Raw genomic sequence first — 20,451 nt, 5'->3', positions numbered from 1 at the left:
CGCTGAAGGTACGTTCTCGATCGTGCCCGCACCCAAGAAGACCGGTAAGCGATCCCTGCTGCTCGCTTCCGCCACCTTGCTGTCCCTTTCACTCGCCGCGCCTGCCGCCCTCGCGGCCCCGCGCCCCTCGACGAGCCCCTCCGCCACTCCCCCGGCGCACATGTCGGCGGTCGGCGGATCCCGCCTCGGCCAGGCCGGTACGCAGGTCAACCTCGGCAGCGGCGTCCCCGTGCTCCCCAAGGACCTCACCGCGCGCTCCTGGATCGTCGCCGACGCCGAGTCCGGCGAGGTGCTCGCCGCGCACAACCCGCACTGGCAACTGCCCCCGGCGAGCACGCTGAAGATGCTGTTCGCCGACACGGTCCTGCCGAGGTTCCCCAAGTCGACCAAGCACAAGGTGGTGCCGGCCGACATGGCGGGCATCGGCGCCGGTTCGAGCATGGTGGGGATAAAGGAGAACGAGACCTACACGGTCCACGACCTGTGGCTCGGCGTCTTCCTGCGCTCCGGAAACGACGCCGTGCACGTGCTGTCCTCGATGAACGGCGGCGTCGAGCAGACCGTGAAGGACATGCAGGCGCACGCCGAGGAGCTGCGGGCGCTCGACACGCACGTGGTCAGCCCCGACGGCTACGACGCGAAGGGACAGGTCTCCTCCGCCTACGACCTGACCCTGTTCGCCCGTTCGGGCCTGCAGAAGAAGGACTTCCGCGAGTACTGCTCGACCGTACGGGCGGCGTTCCCGGGCGAGACGACCAAGAAGAAGGGCAAGTCCGTCCGCGGGACCTTCGAGATCCAGAACACCAACCGGCTGCTCAGCGGGGACAGCGACGTCCCGGTCTACCAGGGCATCGCCGGTGTGAAGAACGGCAACACCACCAACGCGGGCGCGACCTTCACCGGAGTCGCCGAGCGCAACGGCAAGGTGCTGCTGGTCACCGTCATGAAGCCGGAGAAGAGCGAGCACAACGAGGTCTACAAGGAGACCGCCAAGCTCTTCGACTGGGGCTTCGAGGCGGCCGGCAAGGTCACTCCGGTGGGCGAACTGGTGGCGCCGAAGAGCGCCGCGCAGTCCAGCGCCCAGCCGGGCACCACGGCCGCCAACGGGAAGAAGGACGGTTCCGGGACCGGCGGTTCCTCGAAGCCGGTGGTGAGCGCCTCCGCCGGGGGCGGCGGCGTCGGCATCGCGCTGGCGATCACCGGTGGACTGCTGGCGCTGCTGGCGGGCGGGGTGTTCCTGGTCAACCGCCGCTGGCCGCTGCCGGATCTGGTGCGCCGCCGGTCGTCCCGTCCGTGAGCGCCGTCTCCTCGCTCCCCGTCGCCGTCCAGGCGGCGGAGAACAGGACCAGTTTCGAGGTGAAGTTGATCCACAGCAGCAGGGCCACGGGGACGCCGAAAGCGCCGTACATGCTCTTGGTGGCAACTCCCTGGATATAGCCGCTGAGCAGCAGTTTCAGCAGCTCGAAGCCGACCGCGCCGATCAGCGCCGCGACCAGCAGGCGGCGGCGCGGCGGCTCGACGCCGGGCAGCAGGGTCAGGACGTAGAGCAGCAGCAGGAAGTCGGCGAGTACGGCGACGGCGAACGCGGCCGTCCGCAGCAGGACGCTGCCCCAGCTCGCGCGGCCGATGCCGAGCTGATCGCCGATCCAGCCCACCATGGCGGAGGCGACGGTGGAGACGGCGAGGGTGGTCAGGACCGCGCCGCCGAAGCCGACCAGGACACCCGCGTCCTTGGCATAGCGCAGCAGGGGGTTCTCCTCGCTGTCGGGCAGTTCCCACACCGCGCGCAGACAGTCGCGCATCTGGCCGACCCAGCCGATGCCCGTCAGCAGCAGAAAGGCGCCGGCGATGAGTCCGACGGTGCCGGCGTTCTGGACCAGGGCGTGGATGTCGAGCTGGTCGGAGATGCCGGGGACCTGGTCGGCGATCTTGTTCTGGAGATCCCGCTGCTGCGTCTCGCTCAGGGTGGCGGCGGCGATCGCGGCGGCCACGGTCAGCAGCGGGAACAGCGCGATGAAGCTGATGAAGGTCATCGCGGCGGCCAGCCGGGTCCACTTCACCCGGTCCAGGCGCTCGTACGACCGCCACGCGTGCGTGCCCGTCAGCCGCGTGACGAGCGGCCCGATGACGGGGAGTTTCTTCAGCCAGTCCATGATCCGACTCTGCCCCCCTCGTTGCGGAACACCCATGTCCGAGTACCCCAGAACCGCAGGACGGTCGCCAGCGCCATGCCGATTCCCGCCCCGGAGACGGTGTCGGCGCGCTGCGAGGTGAGGCCGAGGCCGTAGTGGCTGACGGCGAGACACAGGAGCTGGACCAGGGCGCCCGCGATGTTCACGGCGACGAAGACGGCGTACGGGCGCATGCCCCGCGGCTGTGTGTGCCGGTAGGTGCCGAGCGCGTTGCCGGTGTACGCGACGGTGCAGCCCGCGACGAAGGACAGCGCCTTGGCGGTGAGCGGGCCGAGGGCGGCCGGGCCGCGCAGACAGGTGAACAGGGCGAGGTCGGTGGCGTAGGCGAGGAGACCCACGGTGGCGAAGCCCAGCACCTCGGCCCGCTGCGCCCGGGTCACCAATTCGCCACCGCCAGGCCGTACATCGCCAGCCAGACCGCTCCGATCAGGGCCAGGGCCCGGTCGTGCAGGACCACGTCCTCGGGCTCGCCGGCGGTGCCGCGGTCGGCGAAGACGGCATATCTGAGGATCGCGAGGATGAAGGCGACCATCGACAGCTGCCGCCAGGGCAGCACGCTCGCGTGCGGCACACCGCCCTCCTCCAGGGCCCACATGCAGTAGGCGAGGACGGCGACGCCGGCGGCGAGCTGCCAGACGAAGCGGAGGTAGCCGGTGGTGTACTCGGAGAGCAACGCGCGCGTGGCGCCGGCTTTTCCGGCCATCTGCAGGGCTTCGGAGTAGCGCTTGGCCGACACCATGAACAGCGCCCCGAAGCCCGTGGTGATCAGGAACCAGCGGGACAGCGGGATGCCGAGCGCGACCCCGCCGATCATCGCCCGCATCAGGAAGCCGGTGGTGACGACGACGAGGTCGACCACCAGGACATGCTTGAGGCTGACGCAGTACGCCAGTTGTACGCCGATGTAGGCCGTCAGGAGCGCCGCGACGACGGGTGAGGTCAGCCAGGCCGCGGCGGCCGGCGCGAGGACGGCCAGGGTGCCTCCGGTGGCGTAGGCGACGGGCACCGGGACCTGTCCGGCGGCGACCGGGCGGCGGCACTTGGTGGGGTGGGCGCGGTCGGCCGCGGCATCGCGGGCGTCGTTGATCAGGTAGACGGCGGCGGCGCAGCCGGTGAACAGGACGAAGACCAGGCCGACCTGGACCAGGGCATGCCGGGAGAACAGCTGTCCGGCGGCGGCCGGGGCGGCGACCACGAGGGTGTTCTTCACCCACTGCTTGGGGCGGGTGGTCCTCAGCAGGCCGGTGAGGAGGGTGGCCGTGCGCACGCGCACGGGCGGCTCGTGGTGGGCGCGCTGCTCCCGGAGGGCCGATTCCGTGAGGGGCGCCGTCTCAGTCATGGGCGCTGCCTCTCATCCAGCGCGCCCCGAGCCGGGCCGTGAGCGCCCCCAGCGCCGCGCCGGCCGCCACGTCCGTGGGGTAGTGGACGCCGACGACCAGGCGGGAGAGACACATGGCGGCGGCGAGCGGCACGATCCCGTAGGTCCCCAGCGCACCGAAGGCGACGGCGGCCGCCACGGAGGAGGAGGCGTGGGAGCTCGGGAAGGAGTGCCGGCCCGCGGTGCGCACCAGGGGTTCGAGGTGCGAGGGGCGCGCACGGCGCACGAGCCGCTTCACGCCCATGCTGGCGAGGTGTGCGCCCGCCACGAGCGCGGTGCCGCGCAACCAGGAGCCGCGCCGGGTGCCGTCCACGGCGGCTCCGACGAGTCCCGTCCCGAGCCACAGCATGCCGTGCTCGCCGGCGAGGGACAGGCCGCGTGCGGCGGAGGCGACACGCGGATCGGCGCCGCAGGCATGCAGTGCAGAAAGGATTCTGTGGTCCAGGTCGTGGAAGTCGTCCATGTGGACTCACTGTTCCCGTCGACCGCCGCCAGCACTACGACAATATTGTGCGACATACCATTAATCACCCATTTCGGGGATGAGCGTAATGTTCCATAACCAATCGCCCACATAAGGGCGATACGGTCACCGCCATGTCCGAAGACACGGTGTCCGTCACCGGCTGGGGCCGCACCGCCCCCACCGCCGCCCGGCTGATCCGCCCGCGGAGCTACGAGCAGGCCGTGGCCGCCGTCCGGAACTGCGGGGCCCGGGGCGGCATCGCTCGGGGACTGGGGCGGGCGTACGGGGACGCCGCGCAGAACGCCGGCGGGTCCGTCATCGACATGACGGGTCTCGACCGTATCCACGCCATCGACGCCGACGGCGGCACCGTGCTGTGCGACGCGGGCGTGTCCCTGCACCGGCTGATGGAGGTGCTGCTGCCGCTCGGCTGGTTCGTGCCGGTGACACCGGGCACCCGTCAGGTCACGGTCGGCGGGGCGATCGGCGCCGACATCCACGGCAAGAACCACCATGTCTCCGGGTCCTTCTGCCGCCATGTGCTGTCCTTCGAACTCCTGACGGCCGACGGCGAGATCCACGCGGTCGGCCGCGGCACGCCCCTGTTCGACGCGACCGCGGGCGGCATGGGCCTCACCGGGGTGATCCTCACGGCCACCATGCGGCTGCTGCCGGTCGAGACGTCGTACCTGTCGGTCGACACCGAACGCGCCACCGACCTGGACGACCTGATGGCCCGTCTGACGGCCACCGACCACCGCTACCGCTACTCGGTCGCCTGGATCGACCTGCTGGCCCGCGGCGCGGCGACCGGGCGCGCGGTGCTCACCCGCGGCGACCACGCGCCCCGGCAGGCCCTGCGCAAGGGCACACGCGCGTGGCGCCGTCCGCTGTCCTTCCGCCCCCGGCAGCTCCCGGCCGCCCCCGCCCTCGTCCCCGACGGTCTGCTCGGCCGTACCTCCGTGGGCTTGTTCAACGAACTCTGGTACCGGAGGGCGCCCCGCGCGCGGATCGGTGAACTCCAGCGGATCTCCGCCTTCTTCCACCCCCTGGACGCAGTGCCCCACTGGAACCGGATCTACGGCCGCGACGGCTTCGTCCAGTACCAGTTCGTCGTCGGCTACGGCCAGGAGGAGGCCCTGCGCCGGATCGTCCACCGTATCTCCGAGCACCGCTGCCCGTCCTTCCTGGCCGTCCTCAAGCGCTTCGGGGACGCCGACCCCGGCTGGCTCTCCTTCCCGGTGCCCGGCTGGACTCTCGCCCTGGACATCCCGGCCGCACTGCCCGGCCTCGGCACGTTCCTCGACGAACTCGACGAGGAGGTCGCCGCGGCCGGCGGGCGCGTCTACCTCGCCAAGGACTCCCGGCTGCGCCCGGACGTGCTCGCCTCGATGTATCCCAGGCTCGCCGACTTCCGTGCCCTGCGCGCGGAACTGGACCCACGCGGGCTCTTCGTCTCGGACCTGGCCCGACGCCTCGGCCTCTGAGCCCCGCCAGCAGCCGTCCCGATCCCCACCCCAAGGAGCTGTCGTGAAGGACGCCTTCGGCATCCCCCAGTCCGTGCTCGTCCTCGGCGGCACGTCAGAGATCGCGCTGGCGACCGTGCGCCGGCTCGTCGCGCGCCGCACCCGCACGGTGTGGCTGGCGGGCCGCCCCTCTCCCAGCCTCGAGGAGGCCGCCGAGGGCCTGCGCTCCCAGGGGGCGGACGTCCGCGTCGTCGCCTTCGACGCGCTCGACCCCGAGTCCCACGAGAGTGTGCTCGGCAAGGTCTTCGCCGAGGGCGACATCGACATGGTGCTGCTCGCCTTCGGCATCCTCGGCGACCAGGCGCACGACGAGCGGGAGCCGATGAGCGCCGTGCGCGTCGCCCAGACCAACTACACGGGCGCGGTGTCGGCGGGCCTGCTGTGCGCGCGGGCCCTCCAGTCCCAGGGGCACGGCTCCCTGGTGGTGCTCTCCTCGGTCGCCGGTGAGCGCGCCCGCCGCTCGAACTTCATCTACGGCTCCAGCAAGGCCGGCCTCGACGCCTTCGCCCAGGGCCTCGGCGACGCGCTGCACGGCACGGGCGTCCACGTCATGGTCGTACGCCCCGGCTTCGTACGCTCCCGAATGACGGCCGGCCTCGACGAGGCACCGATGTCCACCACCCCGGAGGAGGTAGCCACGGCCGTCGAACTGGGCCTACGACGACGCACGGAAACACTGTGGGTACCGGGCCAACTCCGCCTGATCATGTCAGCCCTACGCCACGCACCAAGGGCGGTGTTCCGCCGCTTGCCGATCTGACACGGCCGACTACGAGCGCCCCGAAGGGGCGCGGGGAACTGCGCGACAAGCCACAACGGCGCCGCAGACAACCGACGGCACACTACGGCCCGACCAGCGGAGCGCTCAGCGGCTCGCGATCGTGCCGCGTTCCACGTCCGCGTGGCCCGCCTGTGGCGGCACCACCGAGCCGCCGAAGGTGAACTCCCGAAGCTTGCGCCACACGCCGTCGGGGCCCTGTTCGTAGAGTGCGAAGCCCGTGCAGGACCACTCGGCGTCGTAGTCGGCGAGTTCCTCGAAGGCGCGGTCCATCGCCGCGTCGTCGATGCCGTGTGCCACCGTGACGTGCGGGTGGTACGGGAACTGCAGCTCGCGCGCCACGGGACCGGAGGCGTCCCGGACCCGCTTCTGCAGCCGGGCGCAGGCCTCCGCGCCCTGGACGACCTTCACGTACACCACCGGCGACAGGGGCCGGAAGGTGCCGGTGCCGGACAGCCGCATCGGGAAGGGGCGGCCGGCCGCGGCGACCTCGGTCAGATACGCCTCGACGGCCGGCAGCCCGGTGGCGTCGACCTCCGTCGGCGGCAGCAGGGTGACATGGGTGGGGATGCCGTGAGCCGCGGGGTCGCCGAAGCCCGCGCGCCGCTCCTGGAGCAGGCTGCCATAAGGCTCCGGGACCGCGATCGACACGCCGATCGTTACGGTCCCCACGTCGTCTCCTGTCGTCGTGTCTGGTTCGTACTCAGCCGTCCGGCTAATCGACTGTAAGGCCACGGCCGTGTTGTGGGCAGGCGCGGCCGGAGTGATGTGCAGCGCTCTGCCCGACGTACGTACGTGCGGTCGTACGCCTCAGTGCTTGGCCGGCAGGAAGCCCACGCGGTCGTACGCCTGGGCGAGGGTCTCCGCGGCGACGGCCCGCGCCTTCTCCGCGCCCTTGGCCAGGATCGAGTCGAGCGTCTCGGGGTCGTCCAGATACTGCTGGGTGCGCTCCCGGAACGGGGTCACGAACTCGACCATCACCTCGGCGAGGTCGGTCTTGAGCGCACCGTAGCCCTTGCCCTCGTACTTCTGTTCCAGTTCGGCGATACCCGCACCGGTGAGCGTCGAATAGATCGTGAGCAGATTGCTCACGCCCGGCTTGTTCTCGGCGTCGAAGCGGACCACGGTGTCCGTGTCGGTGACGGCGCTCTTGACCTTCTTCGCGGTGATCTTCGGCTCGTCCAGGAGGTTGATCAGGCCCTTCGGCGTGGACGCCGACTTGCTCATCTTGATCGACGGGTCCTGGAGGTCGTAGATCTTCGCCGTCTCCTTGAGGATGTACGGCTTCGGGACGGTGAAGGTCCGGCCGAAGCGGCCGTTGAAACGCTCGGCGAGGTCACGGGTGAGCTCGACGTGCTGGCGCTGGTCCTCGCCGACCGGGACCTCGTTGGCCTGGTACAGCAGGATGTCCGCGACCTGCAGGACCGGGTACGTGAACAGGCCGACGGAGGCGCGGTCGGCGCCCTGCCTGGCGGCCTTGTCCTTGAACTGGGTCATGCGGGAGGCCTCGCCGAAGCCGGTGAGGCAGTTCATGACCCAGGCGAGCTGGGCGTGCTCGGGCACGTGGCTCTGGACGAACAGCGTGCAGCGGTCCGGGTCGAGGCCGGCCGCGAGGAGCTGGGCGGCGGCCAGCCGGGTGTTGGCGCGCAGCTCCGCGGGCTCCTGCGGGACCGTGATCGCGTGCAGGTCGACGACCATGTAGAACGCGTCGTGGGTCTCCTGCAGGGCCACCCACTGGCGGACGGCGCCGAGGTAGTTGCCGAGGTGGAACGAGCCCGCGGTGGGCTGGATTCCGGAGAGCACGCGGGGACTGTCAGAGGCCATGCTCATCATTCTCTCAGAGCGCGGCCGCCACCCGGAACGGGTCCCGGGTGGCCGCAACCCGGTATGGGTCCCGGGTGGCCGCAACCCGGTATGGGTCCCGGGCAGCCGCGGGGCCGCCCGGGACGCGGGGGTCAGCCGAGGTCGATCTCGGGGTACAGCGGGAAGCCCGCCACCAGGTCCGTCGCCCGCTGGGCGATCTCCTCCGCGGTCTTCGCGTCCAGGACGTGGGCCGCCTTGGACGGAGCGCCCGACTTGGTGGTACCCGGCTCCGTCGTCGTCAGGACCCGGTCGATCAGGCCCGCGACCTCGTCCATCTCGGCCGTGCCCAGGCCGCGCGTGGTCAGCGCCGGCGTACCGATGCGGATGCCCGAGGTGTACCAGGCGCCGTTGGGGTCGGCGGGGATCGCGTTGCGGTTGGTGACGATGCCGGACTCGAGGAGCGCGGCCTCGGCCTGGCGGCCGGTGAGGCCGTAGGACGTGGCCACGTCGATCAGGTTGAGGTGGTTGTCCGTGCCGCCGGTCACCAGGGTCGCGCCCCGGCGCATCAGGCCCTCGGCCAGCGCCCGGGAGTTGTCGACGATGCGCTGGGCGTAGCCCTGGAAGGACGGCTGCCGGGCCTCGGCGAAGGCGACGGCCTTGGCGGCCATGACATGCGGGAGCGGGCCGCCGAGGACCATCGGGCAGCCGCGGTCGACCTGGTCCTTCAGGGAGTCGTCGCACAGGACCATGCCGCCGCGCGGGCCGCGCAGCGACTTGTGGGTGGTCGTGGTCACGATCTGGGCGTGCGGGACCGGGTCGAAGTCGCCGGTCAGGACCTTGCCCGCGACCAGGCCCGCGAAGTGGGCCATGTCGACCATGAGGGTCGCGCCGACCTCGTCGGCGATCTCGCGCATGATCCGGAAGTTCACCAGGCGGGGGTAGGCCGAGTAGCCCGCGACGATGATCAGGGGCTTGAACTCGCGGGCCGACGCGCGCAGCGCCTCGTAGTCGATCAGGCCGGTGGCCGGGTCGGTGCCGTAGGAGCGCTGGTCGAACATCTTGCCGGAGATGTTCGGGCGGAAGCCGTGGGTGAGGTGGCCGCCGGCGTCCAGGGACATGCCGAGCATGCGCTGGTTGCCGAAGGCCTGGCGGAGCTCGGCCCAGTCGGCCTCGGAGAGCTCGTTGACCTGGCGGACACCGGCCTTCTCCAGGGCGGGGGCCTCCACACGCTGGGCGAGGACGGCCCAGAAGGCGACGAGGTTGGCGTCGATGCCGGAGTGCGGCTGGACGTAGGCGTGGCGGGCGCCGAAGAGCTCCTTGGCGTGCTCGGCGGCGAGGGACTCGACGGTGTCGACATTGCGGCAGCCGGCGTAGAAGCGGCGGCCGATGGTGCCCTCGGCGTACTTGTCGCTGAACCAGTTGCCCATGGCCAGCAGGGTGGCCGGGGAGGCGTAGTTCTCGGAGGCGATCAGCTTGAGCATCTCGCGCTGGTCGGCGACCTCCTGCCCGATGGCGTCGGCGACGCGCGGCTCGACGGCGCGGATCACGTCGAGGGCGGCTCGGAAGGCCGTCGACTCGGTGGACAGAGGCGCAGGGCTGGCGGAATTCTCGGGCATCGGGACCTCCGGACGTGACATTCGGCGTACTCGGCTCGGCCCAGGCGCACGGCACTGTTTCCCGCTCGGGCCGCTCCCCGATGGTCCGTCCCATCCCAGCGCGCCAGTTACGGCCCGCTGGTCAGCCTACCGGGCGCGTCGGATTCGGCAGGTCCCACGTCCACCATGCGAGCGAGGATAAGAAGGGGGCGAAACCGACTCTCTGGCCCTCTGGAGATCCCGTGAACGCTACGGAGGCGCTCATCGCCGCCGCGGACGCCCACAGTGCGCACAACTACCACCCGCTGCCGGTGGTCGTGGCCACCGCGGACGGCGCCTGGATGACGGATGTCGAGGGGAGGCGGTATCTCGATCTGCTGGCCGGGTACTCGGCGCTGAACTTCGGGCACGGGCACCCGCGGCTGCTGGCGGCGGCCAAGGCGCAGCTGGAGCGGGTGACGCTGACGTCGCGGGCGTTCCACCACGACCGGTTCGCCGCGTTCTGCACCGAGCTGGCGCAGCTGTGTGGCATGGACATGGTGCTGCCGATGAACACGGGCGTGGAGGCCGTGGAGACCGCGGTGAAGACGGCCCGGAAGTGGGGCTACCGACTCAAGGGGGTGCCCGCGGAGATGGCGAAGATCGTGGTCGCGGGCGGCAACTTCCACGGCCGTACGACGACCGTGATCAGCTTCTCCACGGACCCGGAGGCACGGGCGGACTTCGGGCCGTACACGCCGGGCTTCGAGATCGTGCCGTACGGCGACCTGACCGCGATGCGGGAGGCGCTCACCGAGAACACGGCCGCAGTGCTGCTGGAGCCGATCCAGGGCGAGTCGGGGGTGATCGTGCCGCCGGAGGGCTATCTGCCGGCGGTGCGGGAGCTGACGCGGGAGCGGAACGTGCTGTTCATCGCGGACGAGATCCAGTCGGGGCTGGGCCGGACCGGGCGGACCTTCGCCTGCGAGCACGAGGGCGTCGTACCGGACATGTATGTGCTCGGGAAGGCGCTGGGCGGCGGGATCCTGCCGGTGTCGGCGGTGGTGTCGAGCGCGGAGGTGCTGGGGGTGTTCCGGCCGGGCGAGCACGGGTCGACGTTCGGCGGGAATCCGCTGGCCTGTGCGGTGGCGCTGGAGGTGATCGCGATGCTGCGGACCGGCGAGTACCAGGCGCGGTCCGCGGAGCTCGGCGCGCATCTGCACCGCGAGCTGGGCGCGCTGCTCGGCACCGGGAAGGTCACTCAGGTGCGGGGGCGCGGGCTGTGGGCCGGCGTCGACATCGCCCGGCGGGCCGGGACCGGGCGGCAGGTGTCGGAGCAGCTCATGGACCGGGGTGTCCTGGTCAAGGACACCCACGGCTCGACGATCCGGATCGCCCCGCCGCTGGTGATCGGTAAGGAGGACCTTGACTGGGGCCTCGACCAGCTCCGCGGCGTGCTGGGTGTCTGAAGGATCACGTGCGTACTCGAGTTGCCGGCGCATGCCGGCCATGAGAGCCGCACCCCCACGGACCCCCGGGTTTTCCCGCTCCCCTACAGTCGCTTTGTGCTCTTTGGAATGCTGTGCGCCCTCGGCGCGGCGGTCTGCTTCGGTACGGCGACGGTGTTGCAGGCGATGGCCGCACGGGAGGCCGCCGACACGGGTGGGGGCGGGGACGCGGCGCTGCTGCTGCGGGCGCTGCGGCAGTGGCGGTATCTGGCCGGGCTGGCGCTGGACGGGCTCGGCTTCCTGCTGCAGATCGCGGCGCTGCGGTCGATCCCCATCTACGCGGTCGGCGCGGCGCTCGCGTCCAGCCTCGCGGTGACGGCGGTGGTCGCGGCGCGGCTGCTGCGGGTGCGGCTGAGCAAGGTGGAGTGGGGCGCGGTCGCGGTGGTGTGCGCCGGGCTGGCGATGCTGGGACTGGCGTCCGGGACGGAGGGGGACCGGGGCGGCTCGGCGGCGCTGAAGTGGGCGATGCTCGGGACGGCCGTGGGAGTGCTGCTGCTCGGGACGGTCGGCGGGCGGCTGCCGGAGCGCGGGCGGGCGCTGCTGCTCGGGCTGGGGGCCGGGTTCGGGTTCGGGGTGGTGGAGGTGGCGGTGCGGCTGATCGACTCGCTGAAGCCGTACGACCTGCTCACCAACCCCGCGACCTACGCCCTGCTCCTCGGCGGCGGCGCCGCGTTCCTGCTGCTGACGTCGGCCCTGCAGCGCGGTTCACCGACGACCGCCACCGCCGGGATAGTGATCGGGGAGACGATCGGCCCGGCGGCGGTGGGTGTGGTGTGGCTCGGGGACCGTACGCGGGAGGGGCTGACCTGGCTGGCGGTGCTGGGCTTCGTGGTCGCGGTGGCGGGAGCGCTGCTGCTGGCGCGCTTCGGCGAGGCCCCGACGGCGAACCCCGCCCCGGTCACCGAACCGACCCGGCCGCACTCCTGACGCATCGACGGCGCGGACCGGCCACAACGGCTGCCGCACCGCCGCGCCCGGCCCGTCACGGCAGCACCCGGCACAACGCCTCCAGCGCCCCCGCCCACGCATGGTCCGGCGGTGTCCCGTAGCCGACGACCAGGGCGTCCAGTGGCTCGGTCGTGGCCTGGGCGTGGCGGTAGAAGGCGAGGCCGTGCAGGGCGAGGCCCTGCCAGGCGGCGGCCTGGACGATCGACGGCTCGGTGCCGGGCGGCAGGCGCAGGACGGCGTGCAGACCGGCCGCGATGCCGGTGACCCGGACCTCGGGCGCGCGGGCGGCGAGGGCCGTGACGAGGGTGTCACGGCGGCGCCGGTAGCGCAGGCGGGCGGAGCGCACATGGCGGTCGTACGCCCCGGAGGTGATGAACTCCGCCAGGGTCAGCTGGTCCAGCACCCCGCAGTTGTCGACCAGGCCCTTGGCCGCCACGCACTCCTCCATGAGGGACGGCGGCAGCACCATCCAGGCCAGCCGCAGGCCGGGGGCGAGGGACTTGCTGGCGGTGCCCAGGTACACCACATGGTCCGGGTCCAGCCCTTGGAGCGCGCCGACCGGCTGGCGGTCGTAGCGGAACTCGCCGTCGTAGTCGTCCTCCAGGACCAGCCCGCCGGTGCGCCGCGCCCAGTCCACGACGGCCGCCCGCCGGTCGGCGCGCAGGGGTGTGCCCATCGGGAACTGGTGGGCGGGGGTGAGCAGTACCGCGGCGGCGTCCGGCAGTTCGCGGGTGTCCGTGGCGCGTGCGTCGTACGGCAGGGGCGTGGTGGTCAGTCCGGCCGCCGTCAGCAGGTCCCAGTGGACGGAGAGGCCGTACGACTCCACCGCCGCCGTGTGTGCGCCGCGCGCCCTCAGCACCGTGCCGAGGATCCTCAGCCCGTGGGAGAAGCCCGCGCAGATCAGGATGCCGTCGGGAGCGGCGCGCACACCGCGGGCGCGGGAGAGATAGCCGGCGAGGGCGGTGCGCAGTTCGGGGCGGCCGCGCGGGTCGCCGTAGCCGAGGGCGTCGGAAGGGGCGGCGGTGAGCGCGCGGCGGGCCGTCTTGAGCCACTCAGCGCGGGGGAAGGCGGCGAGGTCGGGGGTGCCGGGGACCAGATTGTGGGTGGGCCGGCCGGGAGCGCGGCGCCGCGGAGCGGTATCGCTGGGCGGTACGACCGCTCTCCCCCACTGCCCGAAAGGCGTGGGCGGTACCCCCATGGCGACCCGGGTCCCCGACCCCTGCCGTGCGGTGAGCCAGCCCTCCGCGACCAGGTCGCCGTAGGCCTCGGCGACGGTGTTCCGGGCGATGCCGAGGTCGGCCGCGAGGGTCCGGGAGGAGGGCAGCCGGGTGCCCGGGGCGAGTCGTCCGCCGCGCACGGCGTCCCGCAGGGCGTCGGTCAGCCCACGGCGCAGCCCACCCGCGCCGGAGGGCTCCAGATGCAGATCGACCCCGAAAGTGGCCCAAGGTTTTCCCATGGAAATGGACCATACCTCTGGGCCGCCTGCTCCATAGAGTCGAAGACATGACCAACGAACCGACTGAGGTCCAGTACGCCGCGGAGATCACCCCCCGACTGCAGTGGGCCGAGCACGCCCCGGGCGTGTACAAAGCGATGATCCATCTGGAGACCGCCGTCCGCCGGGGCCTGGACGACCCCAAGCTGTACGAGTTGGTGAAGATCCGCGCCTCGCAGCTCAACCACTGCGCGTTCTGCCTCGACATGCACACCAAGGACGCGCTGGCGGCCGGCGAGAGCGTCGAGCGGATCGTGCAGCTGAGCGCGTGGGAGGAGTCGCGGCACTTCTACACGGAACGCGAGCTGGCCGCGATCGAGCTGACCGAGGCGATCACGGTCCTGACCGACGGCTTCGTCCCGGACGAGGTGTACGAGCACGCCGCCAAGCACTTCGACGAGGCGGAGCTGTCCCACCTGATCGCCGCGATCACGATGATCAACGCCTGGAACCGCTTCGGCGTGAGCACCCGGATGACGCCGGGGCACTATGAGCCGGGGCAGCACGGGTGAGCGAGGCGGAGGTCTTCCGGTCGCTGCACCGGCAGCGCGCGCAGGGCGACCCGCTCGTGCTGCCGGGTCCCTGGGACGCGGCCAGCGCCCGGGTCTTCACGGAGGCCGGGTTTCCGGCGCTCGCCACGCCCAGTGCGGGGGTCGCCGCGTCGCTCGGGTACGCGGACGGTGAGGTTCCGGCCGAGGAGATGTTCGCCGCGGTGGCGCGCATAGTACGGGCAGTGGACGTGCCGGTGTCGGCGGACGTCGAGGGAGGGTACGGGCTGGCTCCCAAGGAGCTGGTGGAGCGGCTGCTGGAGGCGGGCGCGGTCGGGTGCAACCTCGAGGACTCCGCCGGGGGTGTGCTCAAGGACCCGCACGCGCACGCCGACTGGCTCGCCGAGGTGCGCTCGGCGGCCGCTGACCGGCTGTTCCTCAACGCGCGCGTCGACACCTTCGCGTGCAAAGTCACGGATCCCGGCCGGGCGATCGAGCGGGCCGCGCTGTACGTCGCGGCGGGCGCCGACTGCGTGTATCCGATCGGCGCCCCGGCCGCCGTACTGCCGCTGCTGCGTTCCGGGATCCAGGGGCCGATCAACATCGGGGCCCGGCTGGACGGCGAGGGCCCCTCGCCCGCCGAACTCGGCGAACTCGGGGCCACCCGCGTCACATTCGGGCCCGGACTCCAGCGGCGCGCCGGCGAGGCGCTGCGGGAGATCGCCGAACGGCTTCTTCCGTAACGGGGGTTACGACAGCCATGCCTTCCAGGTGGAGGGGTGGCTGTCCACCCACTGCTTCGCCGCCTCCTGCGGACTCAGCTTCTTGTCGGCGATCAGCAGGGAGACCTCGTTCTGGTCCTCCGTCGTCCACTTGAACTTCTTCAGGAAGGCGGCCGCCCTGCCGCCGTCGTGGGCGAAGCCGGCGTTGAGGTACTTCTGCAGCGGGGTGTGCGGATAGGCGCAGGTGATCTTCTTCGGGTCCGCGTCGCAGCCGTCCTTGTACGGGGGCAGCGTCACCTCCGTCATCGGGACCTTCTTGAACAGCCACTGGGGCGCGTACCAGTAGGTCAGGAAGGGCTTCTTCTCCTTGGCGAACTGTTTGATCTGGGTGATCTGCGCGGCCTCGGAGCCGGCGAACACCACCTGGTAGTCCAGCTTGAGGTTGGTCACCAGCGCCTTGTCGTTGGTGACGTAGGACGGGGAGCCGTCCATCAGCTGGCCCTTGCCGCCGCTCTCCGCGGTGCGGAAGAGCGGGGCGTACTTGTTCAGGTTCTTCCAGTCCGTGATGTCCGGGTGCTGCTCGACGAGGTACGTCGGGACGTACCAACCGATGTGCCCGGTCACCCCGAGGTCGCCACCGTGCGCGATGGTCTTCTTGTCGTCGACGTACCGCTTCTCCTGGTCGGGGTGGCCCCAGTCCTCCAGGATCGCGTCGACGCGGCCCTGGCTGAGCGCGTCCCAGGCGGGGACCTCGTCGACCTGGACGGTGTCGACGCGGTAGCCCAGCTCGTGCTCCAGGAGGTACTGGGCCACGGCCACGTTGGACTGCGCGCCGACCCAGGACTGCACGGAGAGCGTGACGGTCTTCGCTCCCTGGGCGTTGGCGAAGGGCGAGGCCTGCTTGGTCATGTCGGCGGCCCCGCACCCGGTGGTGAGGGCCAGCACGGCCACGGCGGCCGTGATCGTCGTACGGCGCATGTCAGGCTCCCTTCCTCGCGCGGCGCTCCGTCGGCTGGGTCACCCGGTCCAGCACCAGGCCGAGGCAGACGATGGCCGCGCCGGCGACCAGTCCGGTCGCCAGGTCGCCCTGGGCCAGGCCGAAGGTGACGTCGTAGCCGAGGGCGCCACCGCCGACCAGGCCGCCGATGATGACGACGGCGAGGACCAGGACCACGCCCTGGTTGACGGCGAGCAGCAGCGCCGGGCGGGCGAGCGGGAGCTGGACCTGCCACAGCTGCTGGCGGCCGGTCGCGCCGAGCGAGCGGGACGACTCCAGCGCGGCCGGGTCGACCTGGCGCAGGCCCTGCGCGGTGATCCGTACGACGGCCGGGAGCGCGTAGACGACGGCCGCGGCGACGGCGGGGGCACGGCCGACGCCGAACAGTGCGACCACCGGGATCAGATACACGAACTGCGGCATCGTCTGGAACACGTCCAGCACCGGGCGCAGGGCCCGTTCGAAGCGGTCGCTGCGGGCGGCGGCGATGCCGGTCGCGAAGCCGAGCACCAGGGTGACGGCGACGGCCGCGAGGACCTGCGAGAGCGTGTCGAGGGACGGCTCCCACACGCCGAGCACACCGATCGCGGCCATCGCGAGGACGGCGGTCAGGGCGGTGCGCCAGGTGCCGATCAGCCAGGCCAGGGCGGCGACGATCAGCAGCACCGACCACCAGGGCAGCCACTGCAGACCGCTGCGGACGGGGTCCAGGACCCAGGTGGTGAAGTGGCCGGCCCAGTCCGCGGTGCCGCCGATGTACGGGACGCCGGAGTAGAGATGGGCGGTCATCCAGTCGACGGCGCGGTTGACCGGTTCGGCGATGTTCAGGACCCAGCCGGAGGGCCAGTCCAGTCGCCCGGCGAGCCGCGCGGCCAGGGCGGCGGCGACGGCCACGGGCACGCCGTAGGCCCAGGGCCGCAGATCGCGGTGGCCCTCGCCGAGCTTCTCCCCCGCCGCGCCGGTCACCCGGTCCAGGACGACTGCGAGCAGCACGATCGGGATTCCGGCGGCGAGTGCCGCGCCCACGTCGACGGAGGCGAGCGCCTGGTAGACGCGGTCGCCGAGGCCGCCGGCGCCGATGACCGACGCGATGACCGCCATCGACAGGGCCATCATGATCGTCTGGTTGAGGCCGAGGAGGAGCTCCTTGCGTGCCAGCGGGATGCGGGCGGTCACCAGGCGCTGGCGGCCCGTGGCGCCCAGCGACTCCACGGCCTCCAGGACCTCGGGGTCGGCGCCGCGCAGGCCCAGCGCGGTGAGGCGGGCCATCGGCGGGGCGGCGTAGACGACGGTGGCGAGGACGGCCGCGGGGACGCCGATGCCGAAGACCAGGACGACGGGGAGCAGATAGGCGAACGCCGGGAGCACCTGCATGGTGTCCAGGACCGGGCGCAGGGCGCGGTCGAGGCGGTCGGAGAGCCCGGCGGCGAGGCCGAGCAGGACGCCCACGACCACGGACGCGAACACGGCGACCACCATCAGCGCCAGGGTCTGCATGGTCGGCACCCACATGCCGAGCAGACCGCAGACCACGAAGGCGGCGGCGGTGCCCAGCGCGAGGCGGACGCCCGCGACCCGCCAGGCGACCAGGGCGCCCACGGCGGTGACTCCGGCCCAGCCCGCCGCGAGGAGCGCCAGGTACACGACGCGTACGGACAGGACGACCGCGTTGCTGATGTAGCCGAAGAAGTAGAGGAACAGCGGGTGGCTGTCCCGGTGGTCGATCACCCAGTCACCGGCGCTGGTCAGCGGCCCGGACAGGTCGACGGTGAGGGCGTGCGGCCAGCTTCCGCTCGCCCAGCGGGCGGCCGCGAGGGGGACGAGCACGGCCGCGGCGAGGGCGAGCAGCACGAGCTTGCGGGCGGCGGGGCGCCGGAGGAATCCGGGCAGCGCGATCCGCGGAGCGGCGGCGGTGACCGTGGCCATCAGACCGCCTCCCTGGGCAGCTCCGTTCCGGCGACCACGTCGATCAGCCGCTCGTGGTCCACCACCCCCAGGCACCGTCCGTCGTCCATGACGCAGGCGGCCTTCCCACTGCGGGCCACCACCTTGATCGCGTCGGCGACGACGGCGTCGGGGGCGAGCGCCCCGGGATGCTCGGGGCCGCCGCAGTCACCGGGCCGCATCGCCGTGCGGACCGTCATGACCTGCTCGCGCGGCACGTCACGCACGAACTCACGGACGTAGTCGTCGGCCGGGGAGCCGACGATCTCCTCCGGGGTACCGAGCTGGACCACGCGGCCGTCACGCATGAGGGCGATACGGTCGCCGAGCTTGAGCGCCTCGGCCAGGTCGTGGGTGATGAAGACCATCGTGCGGCCCTCCTCCCGGTGCAGCCGTACCACCTCGTCCTGCATGTCGCGCCGGATCAGCGGGTCGAGGGCGCTGAACGGCTCGTCGAAGAGCAGCACTTCGGGGTCGACGGCCAGCGCGCGGGCCAGTCCGACGCGCTGGCGCTGACCGCCGGACAGCTGGCCGGGCCGGCGCTTCTCCAGGCCCTCCAGGCCGACCTTGGCGACGACCTTCTGCGCCCGCGCCCGGCGCTCGGACCTGCCGACGCCCTGGATCTCCAGGCCGTACGCCACGTTGTCGAGGACCGTGCGGTGCGGAAGCAGACCGAAGTGCTGGAAGACCATCGCGGCCCGGTGACGGCGCAGTTCGCGCAGCCGGGCGCGGTCCATGGCGCGGACGTTCTCGCCGTCGATGGAGATCGAGCCCGCGGTCGGCTCGATGAGCCGGGTCAGACAGCGCACCAGCGTGGACTTGCCGGAGCCGGACAGGCCCATGACCACGAAGACCTCGCCCTTGCGCACGTCGAAGGAGACGTCCTGGACGGCGGCCGTGCAGCCGGTTCGGGCGCGCAGTTCGGCGGGCGGGAGCGCGGCGAGTTCGGCGTCGGCGGGGACGCGCTCCGGCTTGGGGCCGAAGACCTTCCACAGGCCCTCGACGGAGAAGACGGGGGTGTCGGTGGAGTCGCCGGTGGGCGGCTTGCGGGTGGGGACTGTGAGAGCCATCAGGCCTCACCTCCGATCAGGTCGGCTGCCTTCTCCCCGACCATGAGCACCGCGATCATCGGGTTCACGGCGGTCATGGTCGGGAAGACGGACGCGTCGGCTATGCGGATGCCGTCGAGGCCCCGGATGCGCAACTCGGGGTCCACCACGGCCAGTTCGTCGTCGGTCGCGCCCATGCGGCAGGTGCCCGCCGGGTGGTAGACGGTGTGCGCGACCTTGCGGGCGTACTCGCTCAGCTCCTCGTCGCCGGTGATCTCCGGGCCGGGGCACACCTCGCGCTTCAGCCGGCCGGCCAGCGGCTCGGTCTTCGCGATCTCGCGGGCGATACGGATGCCGTCGACGAGGGTGCGGCCGTCGTAGTCGTCCTCGTCGGTGAAGTAGCGGAAGTCCAGCGCGGGCTTCTCGGCCGGGTCCGGGCTGGTCAGATACAGCCGGCCGCGGCTCTTCGGCTTGGGGATGTTCGGGGTCATGGAGACGCCGAACTCCGGGCGCTGGTAGCCCAGGCGCTCGGGGTTGTCGGTGAACGGGACCTGGTAGAAGTGGAACATCAGGTCCGGGCCCGTGCGTTCGGGGTCGCGGCGCACGAACAGGCCCGCGTCGGAGTCCATCGCGGAGTTCTCCGGAAGGGGGCCGTGGGTCTCCCAGACGATCACCGACTCGGGGTGGTCGAGCAGGTTCTCACCGACGCCGGGCAGATCGAGCGCGACGGGCATGCCGAGCTTCTCCAGATCCGCCTTCGGGCCGATGCCGGAGTGCAGCAGCAGACGCGGCGAGTCGACCGCGCCCGCGCACAGCAGGACCTCGTTGCGGGCCCGTACCAGGAGTTCCTCGCCGTCCTTGGTGCGCACGTGCACGCCCCGTACGCGGGTGCCGTCCAGCTCCAGCTGGTGCGCCCAGGTCTCCAGCAGGATCGTCAGGTTGTCGCGCTCGTCCATCACCGGGTGCAGATAGGCCACCGAGGCGGAGGAGCGCTTGTTGTTCTCGGGGTGGTAGGCGAGGTCGAAGAAGCCGGTGCCCTCGGTGAACGGCTTGCGGTTGAAGCCCTCGATACGGGGCACGCCCAGCGCCTGCTGCGCGGCCTCGACGAAGTCGCGGGCGATGGCGTTCCGGTCCTTCTCGTCGACCGGGACGATGTTGTTGAGCAGCCGGGCGTAGTACGCCTCCATGGGCACCGCGCCCCAGCCCTTGGCGCCGGCCTCCTCCCACTCGTCCCAGTCGGACGGCAGCGGCTTGAAGGCGATGAGGGTGTTGTGGGAGGAACAGCCGCCGAGGACGCGGGCGCGGCTGTGCCGGATGTGGGAGTTGCCGCGCGGCTGCTCGGTGGTCGGGTAGTCGTAGTCGAGCTCGCCGCCGAGCAGCCCCGTCCAGCGGCGCAGGGTGAGGACGTCGTCGCGGCCGACGTCGCTGGGGCCGCCCTCGATGACGGCGACGGTGACGTCCGGGTTCTCGGTGAGGCGGGAGGCGATGACGGAGCCCGCGGTGCCGCCGCCGATGACGACGTAGTCGTAGACGTGGGGGGTTTCGGGCGTTTCAGGCATGGGGGTTTCTTGCTCCGGAGGGAT

Annotated in this window: 19 protein-coding genes and 1 riboswitch; of the genes, 7 read left to right on the top strand and 12 right to left on the bottom strand. The window is 71.8% G+C overall.

Translation table 11 applies throughout. The annotated features are described in order from the left end of the window. Positions 1-22: 22 nt before the first annotated feature. A complete protein-coding gene (locus tag N8I87_RS24755; protein WP_411577278.1) occupies positions 23-1,297 on the top strand; it encodes a D-alanyl-D-alanine carboxypeptidase family protein in 1,275 nt (424 codons plus the stop codon). Here N8I87_RS24755 and N8I87_RS24750 read toward each other — a convergent pair. From N8I87_RS24750 to N8I87_RS24735, 4 genes are read right to left on the bottom strand one after another with little or no spacing between them, the layout of a single operon-like run. Beyond that, a complete protein-coding gene (locus tag N8I87_RS24750) occupies positions 1,242-2,153 on the bottom strand; it encodes a YihY/virulence factor BrkB family protein (protein ID WP_263211843.1) in 912 nt (303 codons plus the stop codon). The genes N8I87_RS24755 and N8I87_RS24750 overlap by 56 nt on opposite strands. After that, on the bottom strand, positions 2,141-2,572 hold the full coding sequence (locus tag N8I87_RS24745; RefSeq protein ID WP_263211842.1) for a GtrA family protein: 432 nt from the start codon (positions 2,570-2,572) through the stop codon (positions 2,141-2,143). The genes N8I87_RS24750 and N8I87_RS24745 overlap by 13 nt, the downstream gene beginning before the upstream one ends. Next, positions 2,569-3,531 carry a decaprenyl-phosphate phosphoribosyltransferase gene (locus N8I87_RS24740; protein WP_263211840.1) on the bottom strand — a complete coding sequence of 321 codons (963 nt, stop codon included), beginning with the start codon at positions 3,529-3,531 and terminating at the stop codon, positions 2,569-2,571. The genes N8I87_RS24745 and N8I87_RS24740 overlap by 4 nt, the downstream gene beginning before the upstream one ends. Further along, positions 3,524-4,033: a phosphatase PAP2 family protein gene (locus N8I87_RS24735; protein ID WP_263211838.1), complete on the bottom strand. Its 510-nt coding sequence runs from the start codon at positions 4,031-4,033 to the stop codon at positions 3,524-3,526. Before N8I87_RS24735 ends, N8I87_RS24740 begins: the two co-directional genes overlap by 8 nt. 134 nt (positions 4,034-4,167) lie before the next feature. Between N8I87_RS24735 and dprE1 the strand changes: the two genes are divergently transcribed. Both dprE1 and dprE2 read left to right on the top strand, forming a co-directional pair. After that, entirely contained in the window at positions 4,168-5,523 is a 1,356-nt protein-coding gene (gene dprE1, locus N8I87_RS24730) for a decaprenylphosphoryl-beta-D-ribose oxidase (RefSeq protein ID WP_263211836.1), read from the top strand. A gap of 43 nt (positions 5,524-5,566) precedes the next feature. Further along, the gene (gene dprE2, locus N8I87_RS24725; protein WP_263211834.1) at positions 5,567-6,322 is read left to right on the top strand and encodes a decaprenylphospho-beta-D-erythro-pentofuranosid-2-ulose 2-reductase; all 756 of its coding nucleotides are present in this window, start codon (positions 5,567-5,569) and stop codon (positions 6,320-6,322) included. Positions 6,323-6,427: 105 nt separating this feature from the next. Here dprE2 and N8I87_RS24720 read toward each other — a convergent pair whose 3' ends face one another. The 3 genes from N8I87_RS24720 to N8I87_RS24710 all read right to left on the bottom strand — a co-directional run bounded on the left by N8I87_RS24720 (position 6,428) and on the right by N8I87_RS24710 (position 9,759). Then, complete coding sequence (locus tag N8I87_RS24720; protein ID WP_263211832.1) at positions 6,428-7,012, bottom strand: 2'-5' RNA ligase family protein; 585 nt, start codon at positions 7,010-7,012, stop codon at positions 6,428-6,430. A gap of 138 nt (positions 7,013-7,150) precedes the next feature. After that, positions 7,151-8,164: a tryptophan--tRNA ligase gene (gene trpS / locus N8I87_RS24715; RefSeq protein WP_263211830.1), complete on the bottom strand. Its 1,014-nt coding sequence runs from the start codon at positions 8,162-8,164 to the stop codon at positions 7,151-7,153. Positions 8,165-8,295: 131 nt separating this feature from the next. After that, complete coding sequence (locus tag N8I87_RS24710) at positions 8,296-9,759, bottom strand: glycine hydroxymethyltransferase (protein ID WP_263211829.1); 1,464 nt, start codon at positions 9,757-9,759, stop codon at positions 8,296-8,298. A 31-nt stretch (positions 9,760-9,790) separates the two neighbouring features. After that, positions 9,791-9,880, bottom strand: a riboswitch (ZMP/ZTP riboswitch). A gap of 100 nt (positions 9,881-9,980) precedes the next feature. On the opposite strand from N8I87_RS24710, the gene rocD reads away from it, so the two are divergent. Continuing rightward, positions 9,981-11,186 (top strand): ornithine--oxo-acid transaminase, encoded by a 1,206-nt coding sequence (rocD, locus tag N8I87_RS24705; protein ID WP_263211827.1) that lies wholly within the window; start codon positions 9,981-9,983, stop codon positions 11,184-11,186. Positions 11,187-11,294: 108 nt separating this feature from the next. After that, complete coding sequence (locus N8I87_RS24700) at positions 11,295-12,152, top strand: DMT family transporter (RefSeq protein ID WP_263216632.1); 858 nt, start codon at positions 11,295-11,297, stop codon at positions 12,150-12,152. A 55-nt stretch (positions 12,153-12,207) separates the two neighbouring features. Here N8I87_RS24700 and pdxR read toward each other — a convergent pair whose 3' ends face one another. Next, complete coding sequence (gene pdxR / locus N8I87_RS24695) at positions 12,208-13,629, bottom strand: MocR-like pyridoxine biosynthesis transcription factor PdxR (RefSeq protein WP_263211825.1); 1,422 nt, start codon at positions 13,627-13,629, stop codon at positions 12,208-12,210. Positions 13,630-13,676: 47 nt separating this feature from the next. Here pdxR and N8I87_RS24690 point away from each other — a divergent pair, with 47 nt between their 5' ends. Both N8I87_RS24690 and N8I87_RS24685 read left to right on the top strand, forming a co-directional pair. Then, complete coding sequence (locus N8I87_RS24690; RefSeq protein WP_263211823.1) at positions 13,677-14,180, top strand: carboxymuconolactone decarboxylase family protein; 504 nt, start codon at positions 13,677-13,679, stop codon at positions 14,178-14,180. Further along, positions 14,177-14,899 (top strand): isocitrate lyase/PEP mutase family protein, encoded by a 723-nt coding sequence (locus tag N8I87_RS24685; protein WP_263211822.1) that lies wholly within the window; start codon positions 14,177-14,179, stop codon positions 14,897-14,899. The genes N8I87_RS24690 and N8I87_RS24685 overlap by 4 nt, the downstream gene beginning before the upstream one ends. A 6-nt stretch (positions 14,900-14,905) precedes the next feature. On the opposite strand, the gene N8I87_RS24680 is transcribed toward N8I87_RS24685, so the two are convergent. Genes N8I87_RS24680 through N8I87_RS24665 form a run of 4 tightly spaced genes read right to left on the bottom strand, consistent with a single transcriptional unit; the run spans position 14,906 to position 20,427 of the window. After that, entirely contained in the window at positions 14,906-15,856 is a 951-nt protein-coding gene (locus N8I87_RS24680; protein WP_263211820.1) for an ABC transporter substrate-binding protein, read from the bottom strand. Position 15,857: 1 nt separating this feature from the next. Beyond that, positions 15,858-17,801 carry an ABC transporter permease gene (locus N8I87_RS24675; protein ID WP_263211819.1) on the bottom strand — a complete coding sequence of 648 codons (1,944 nt, stop codon included), beginning with the start codon at positions 17,799-17,801 and terminating at the stop codon, positions 15,858-15,860. Continuing rightward, positions 17,801-18,889: a quaternary amine ABC transporter ATP-binding protein gene (locus tag N8I87_RS24670; protein ID WP_263211817.1), complete on the bottom strand. Its 1,089-nt coding sequence runs from the start codon at positions 18,887-18,889 to the stop codon at positions 17,801-17,803. Before N8I87_RS24670 ends, N8I87_RS24675 begins: the two co-directional genes overlap by 1 nt. Then, a complete protein-coding gene (locus tag N8I87_RS24665) occupies positions 18,889-20,427 on the bottom strand; it encodes a GMC family oxidoreductase (RefSeq protein ID WP_263211815.1) in 1,539 nt (512 codons plus the stop codon). Before N8I87_RS24665 ends, N8I87_RS24670 begins: the two co-directional genes overlap by 1 nt. Positions 20,428-20,451 lie beyond the last annotated feature (24 nt).

Origin of the sequence: Streptomyces sp. HUAS 15-9, from assembly GCF_025642155.1 — a bacterium.
Lineage (GTDB): Bacteria > Actinomycetota > Actinomycetes > Streptomycetales > Streptomycetaceae > Streptomyces.
This window is presented reverse-complemented; position numbering and strand designations above follow the sequence as displayed.

Coding starts and splice junctions, on each gene's coding strand:
- N8I87_RS24750 (WP_263211843.1), bottom strand. CDS start 2,153: ATGGACTGGCTGAAGAAACTCCCCGTCATCGGGCCGCTCGTCACGCGG.
- N8I87_RS24740 (WP_263211840.1), bottom strand. CDS start 3,531: ATGACTGAGACGGCGCCCCTCACGGAATCGGCCCTCCGGGAGCAGCGC.
- N8I87_RS24735 (WP_263211838.1), bottom strand. CDS start 4,033: ATGGACGACTTCCACGACCTGGACCACAGAATCCTTTCTGCACTGCAT.
- dprE1 (WP_263211836.1), top strand. CDS start 4,168: ATGTCCGAAGACACGGTGTCCGTCACCGGCTGGGGCCGCACCGCCCCC.
- trpS (WP_263211830.1), bottom strand. CDS start 8,164: ATGGCCTCTGACAGTCCCCGCGTGCTCTCCGGAATCCAGCCCACCGCG.
- N8I87_RS24710 (WP_263211829.1), bottom strand. CDS start 9,759: ATGCCCGAGAATTCCGCCAGCCCTGCGCCTCTGTCCACCGAGTCGACG.
- N8I87_RS24700 (WP_263216632.1), top strand. CDS start 11,295: ATGCTGTGCGCCCTCGGCGCGGCGGTCTGCTTCGGTACGGCGACGGTG.
- pdxR (WP_263211825.1), bottom strand. CDS start 13,629: ATGGGAAAACCTTGGGCCACTTTCGGGGTCGATCTGCATCTGGAGCCC.
- N8I87_RS24690 (WP_263211823.1), top strand. CDS start 13,677: ATGACCAACGAACCGACTGAGGTCCAGTACGCCGCGGAGATCACCCCC.
- N8I87_RS24680 (WP_263211820.1), bottom strand. CDS start 15,856: ATGCGCCGTACGACGATCACGGCCGCCGTGGCCGTGCTGGCCCTCACC.
- N8I87_RS24675 (WP_263211819.1), bottom strand. CDS start 17,801: ATGGCCACGGTCACCGCCGCCGCTCCGCGGATCGCGCTGCCCGGATTC.
- N8I87_RS24670 (WP_263211817.1), bottom strand. CDS start 18,889: ATGGCTCTCACAGTCCCCACCCGCAAGCCGCCCACCGGCGACTCCACC.
- N8I87_RS24665 (WP_263211815.1), bottom strand. CDS start 20,427: ATGCCTGAAACGCCCGAAACCCCCCACGTCTACGACTACGTCGTCATC.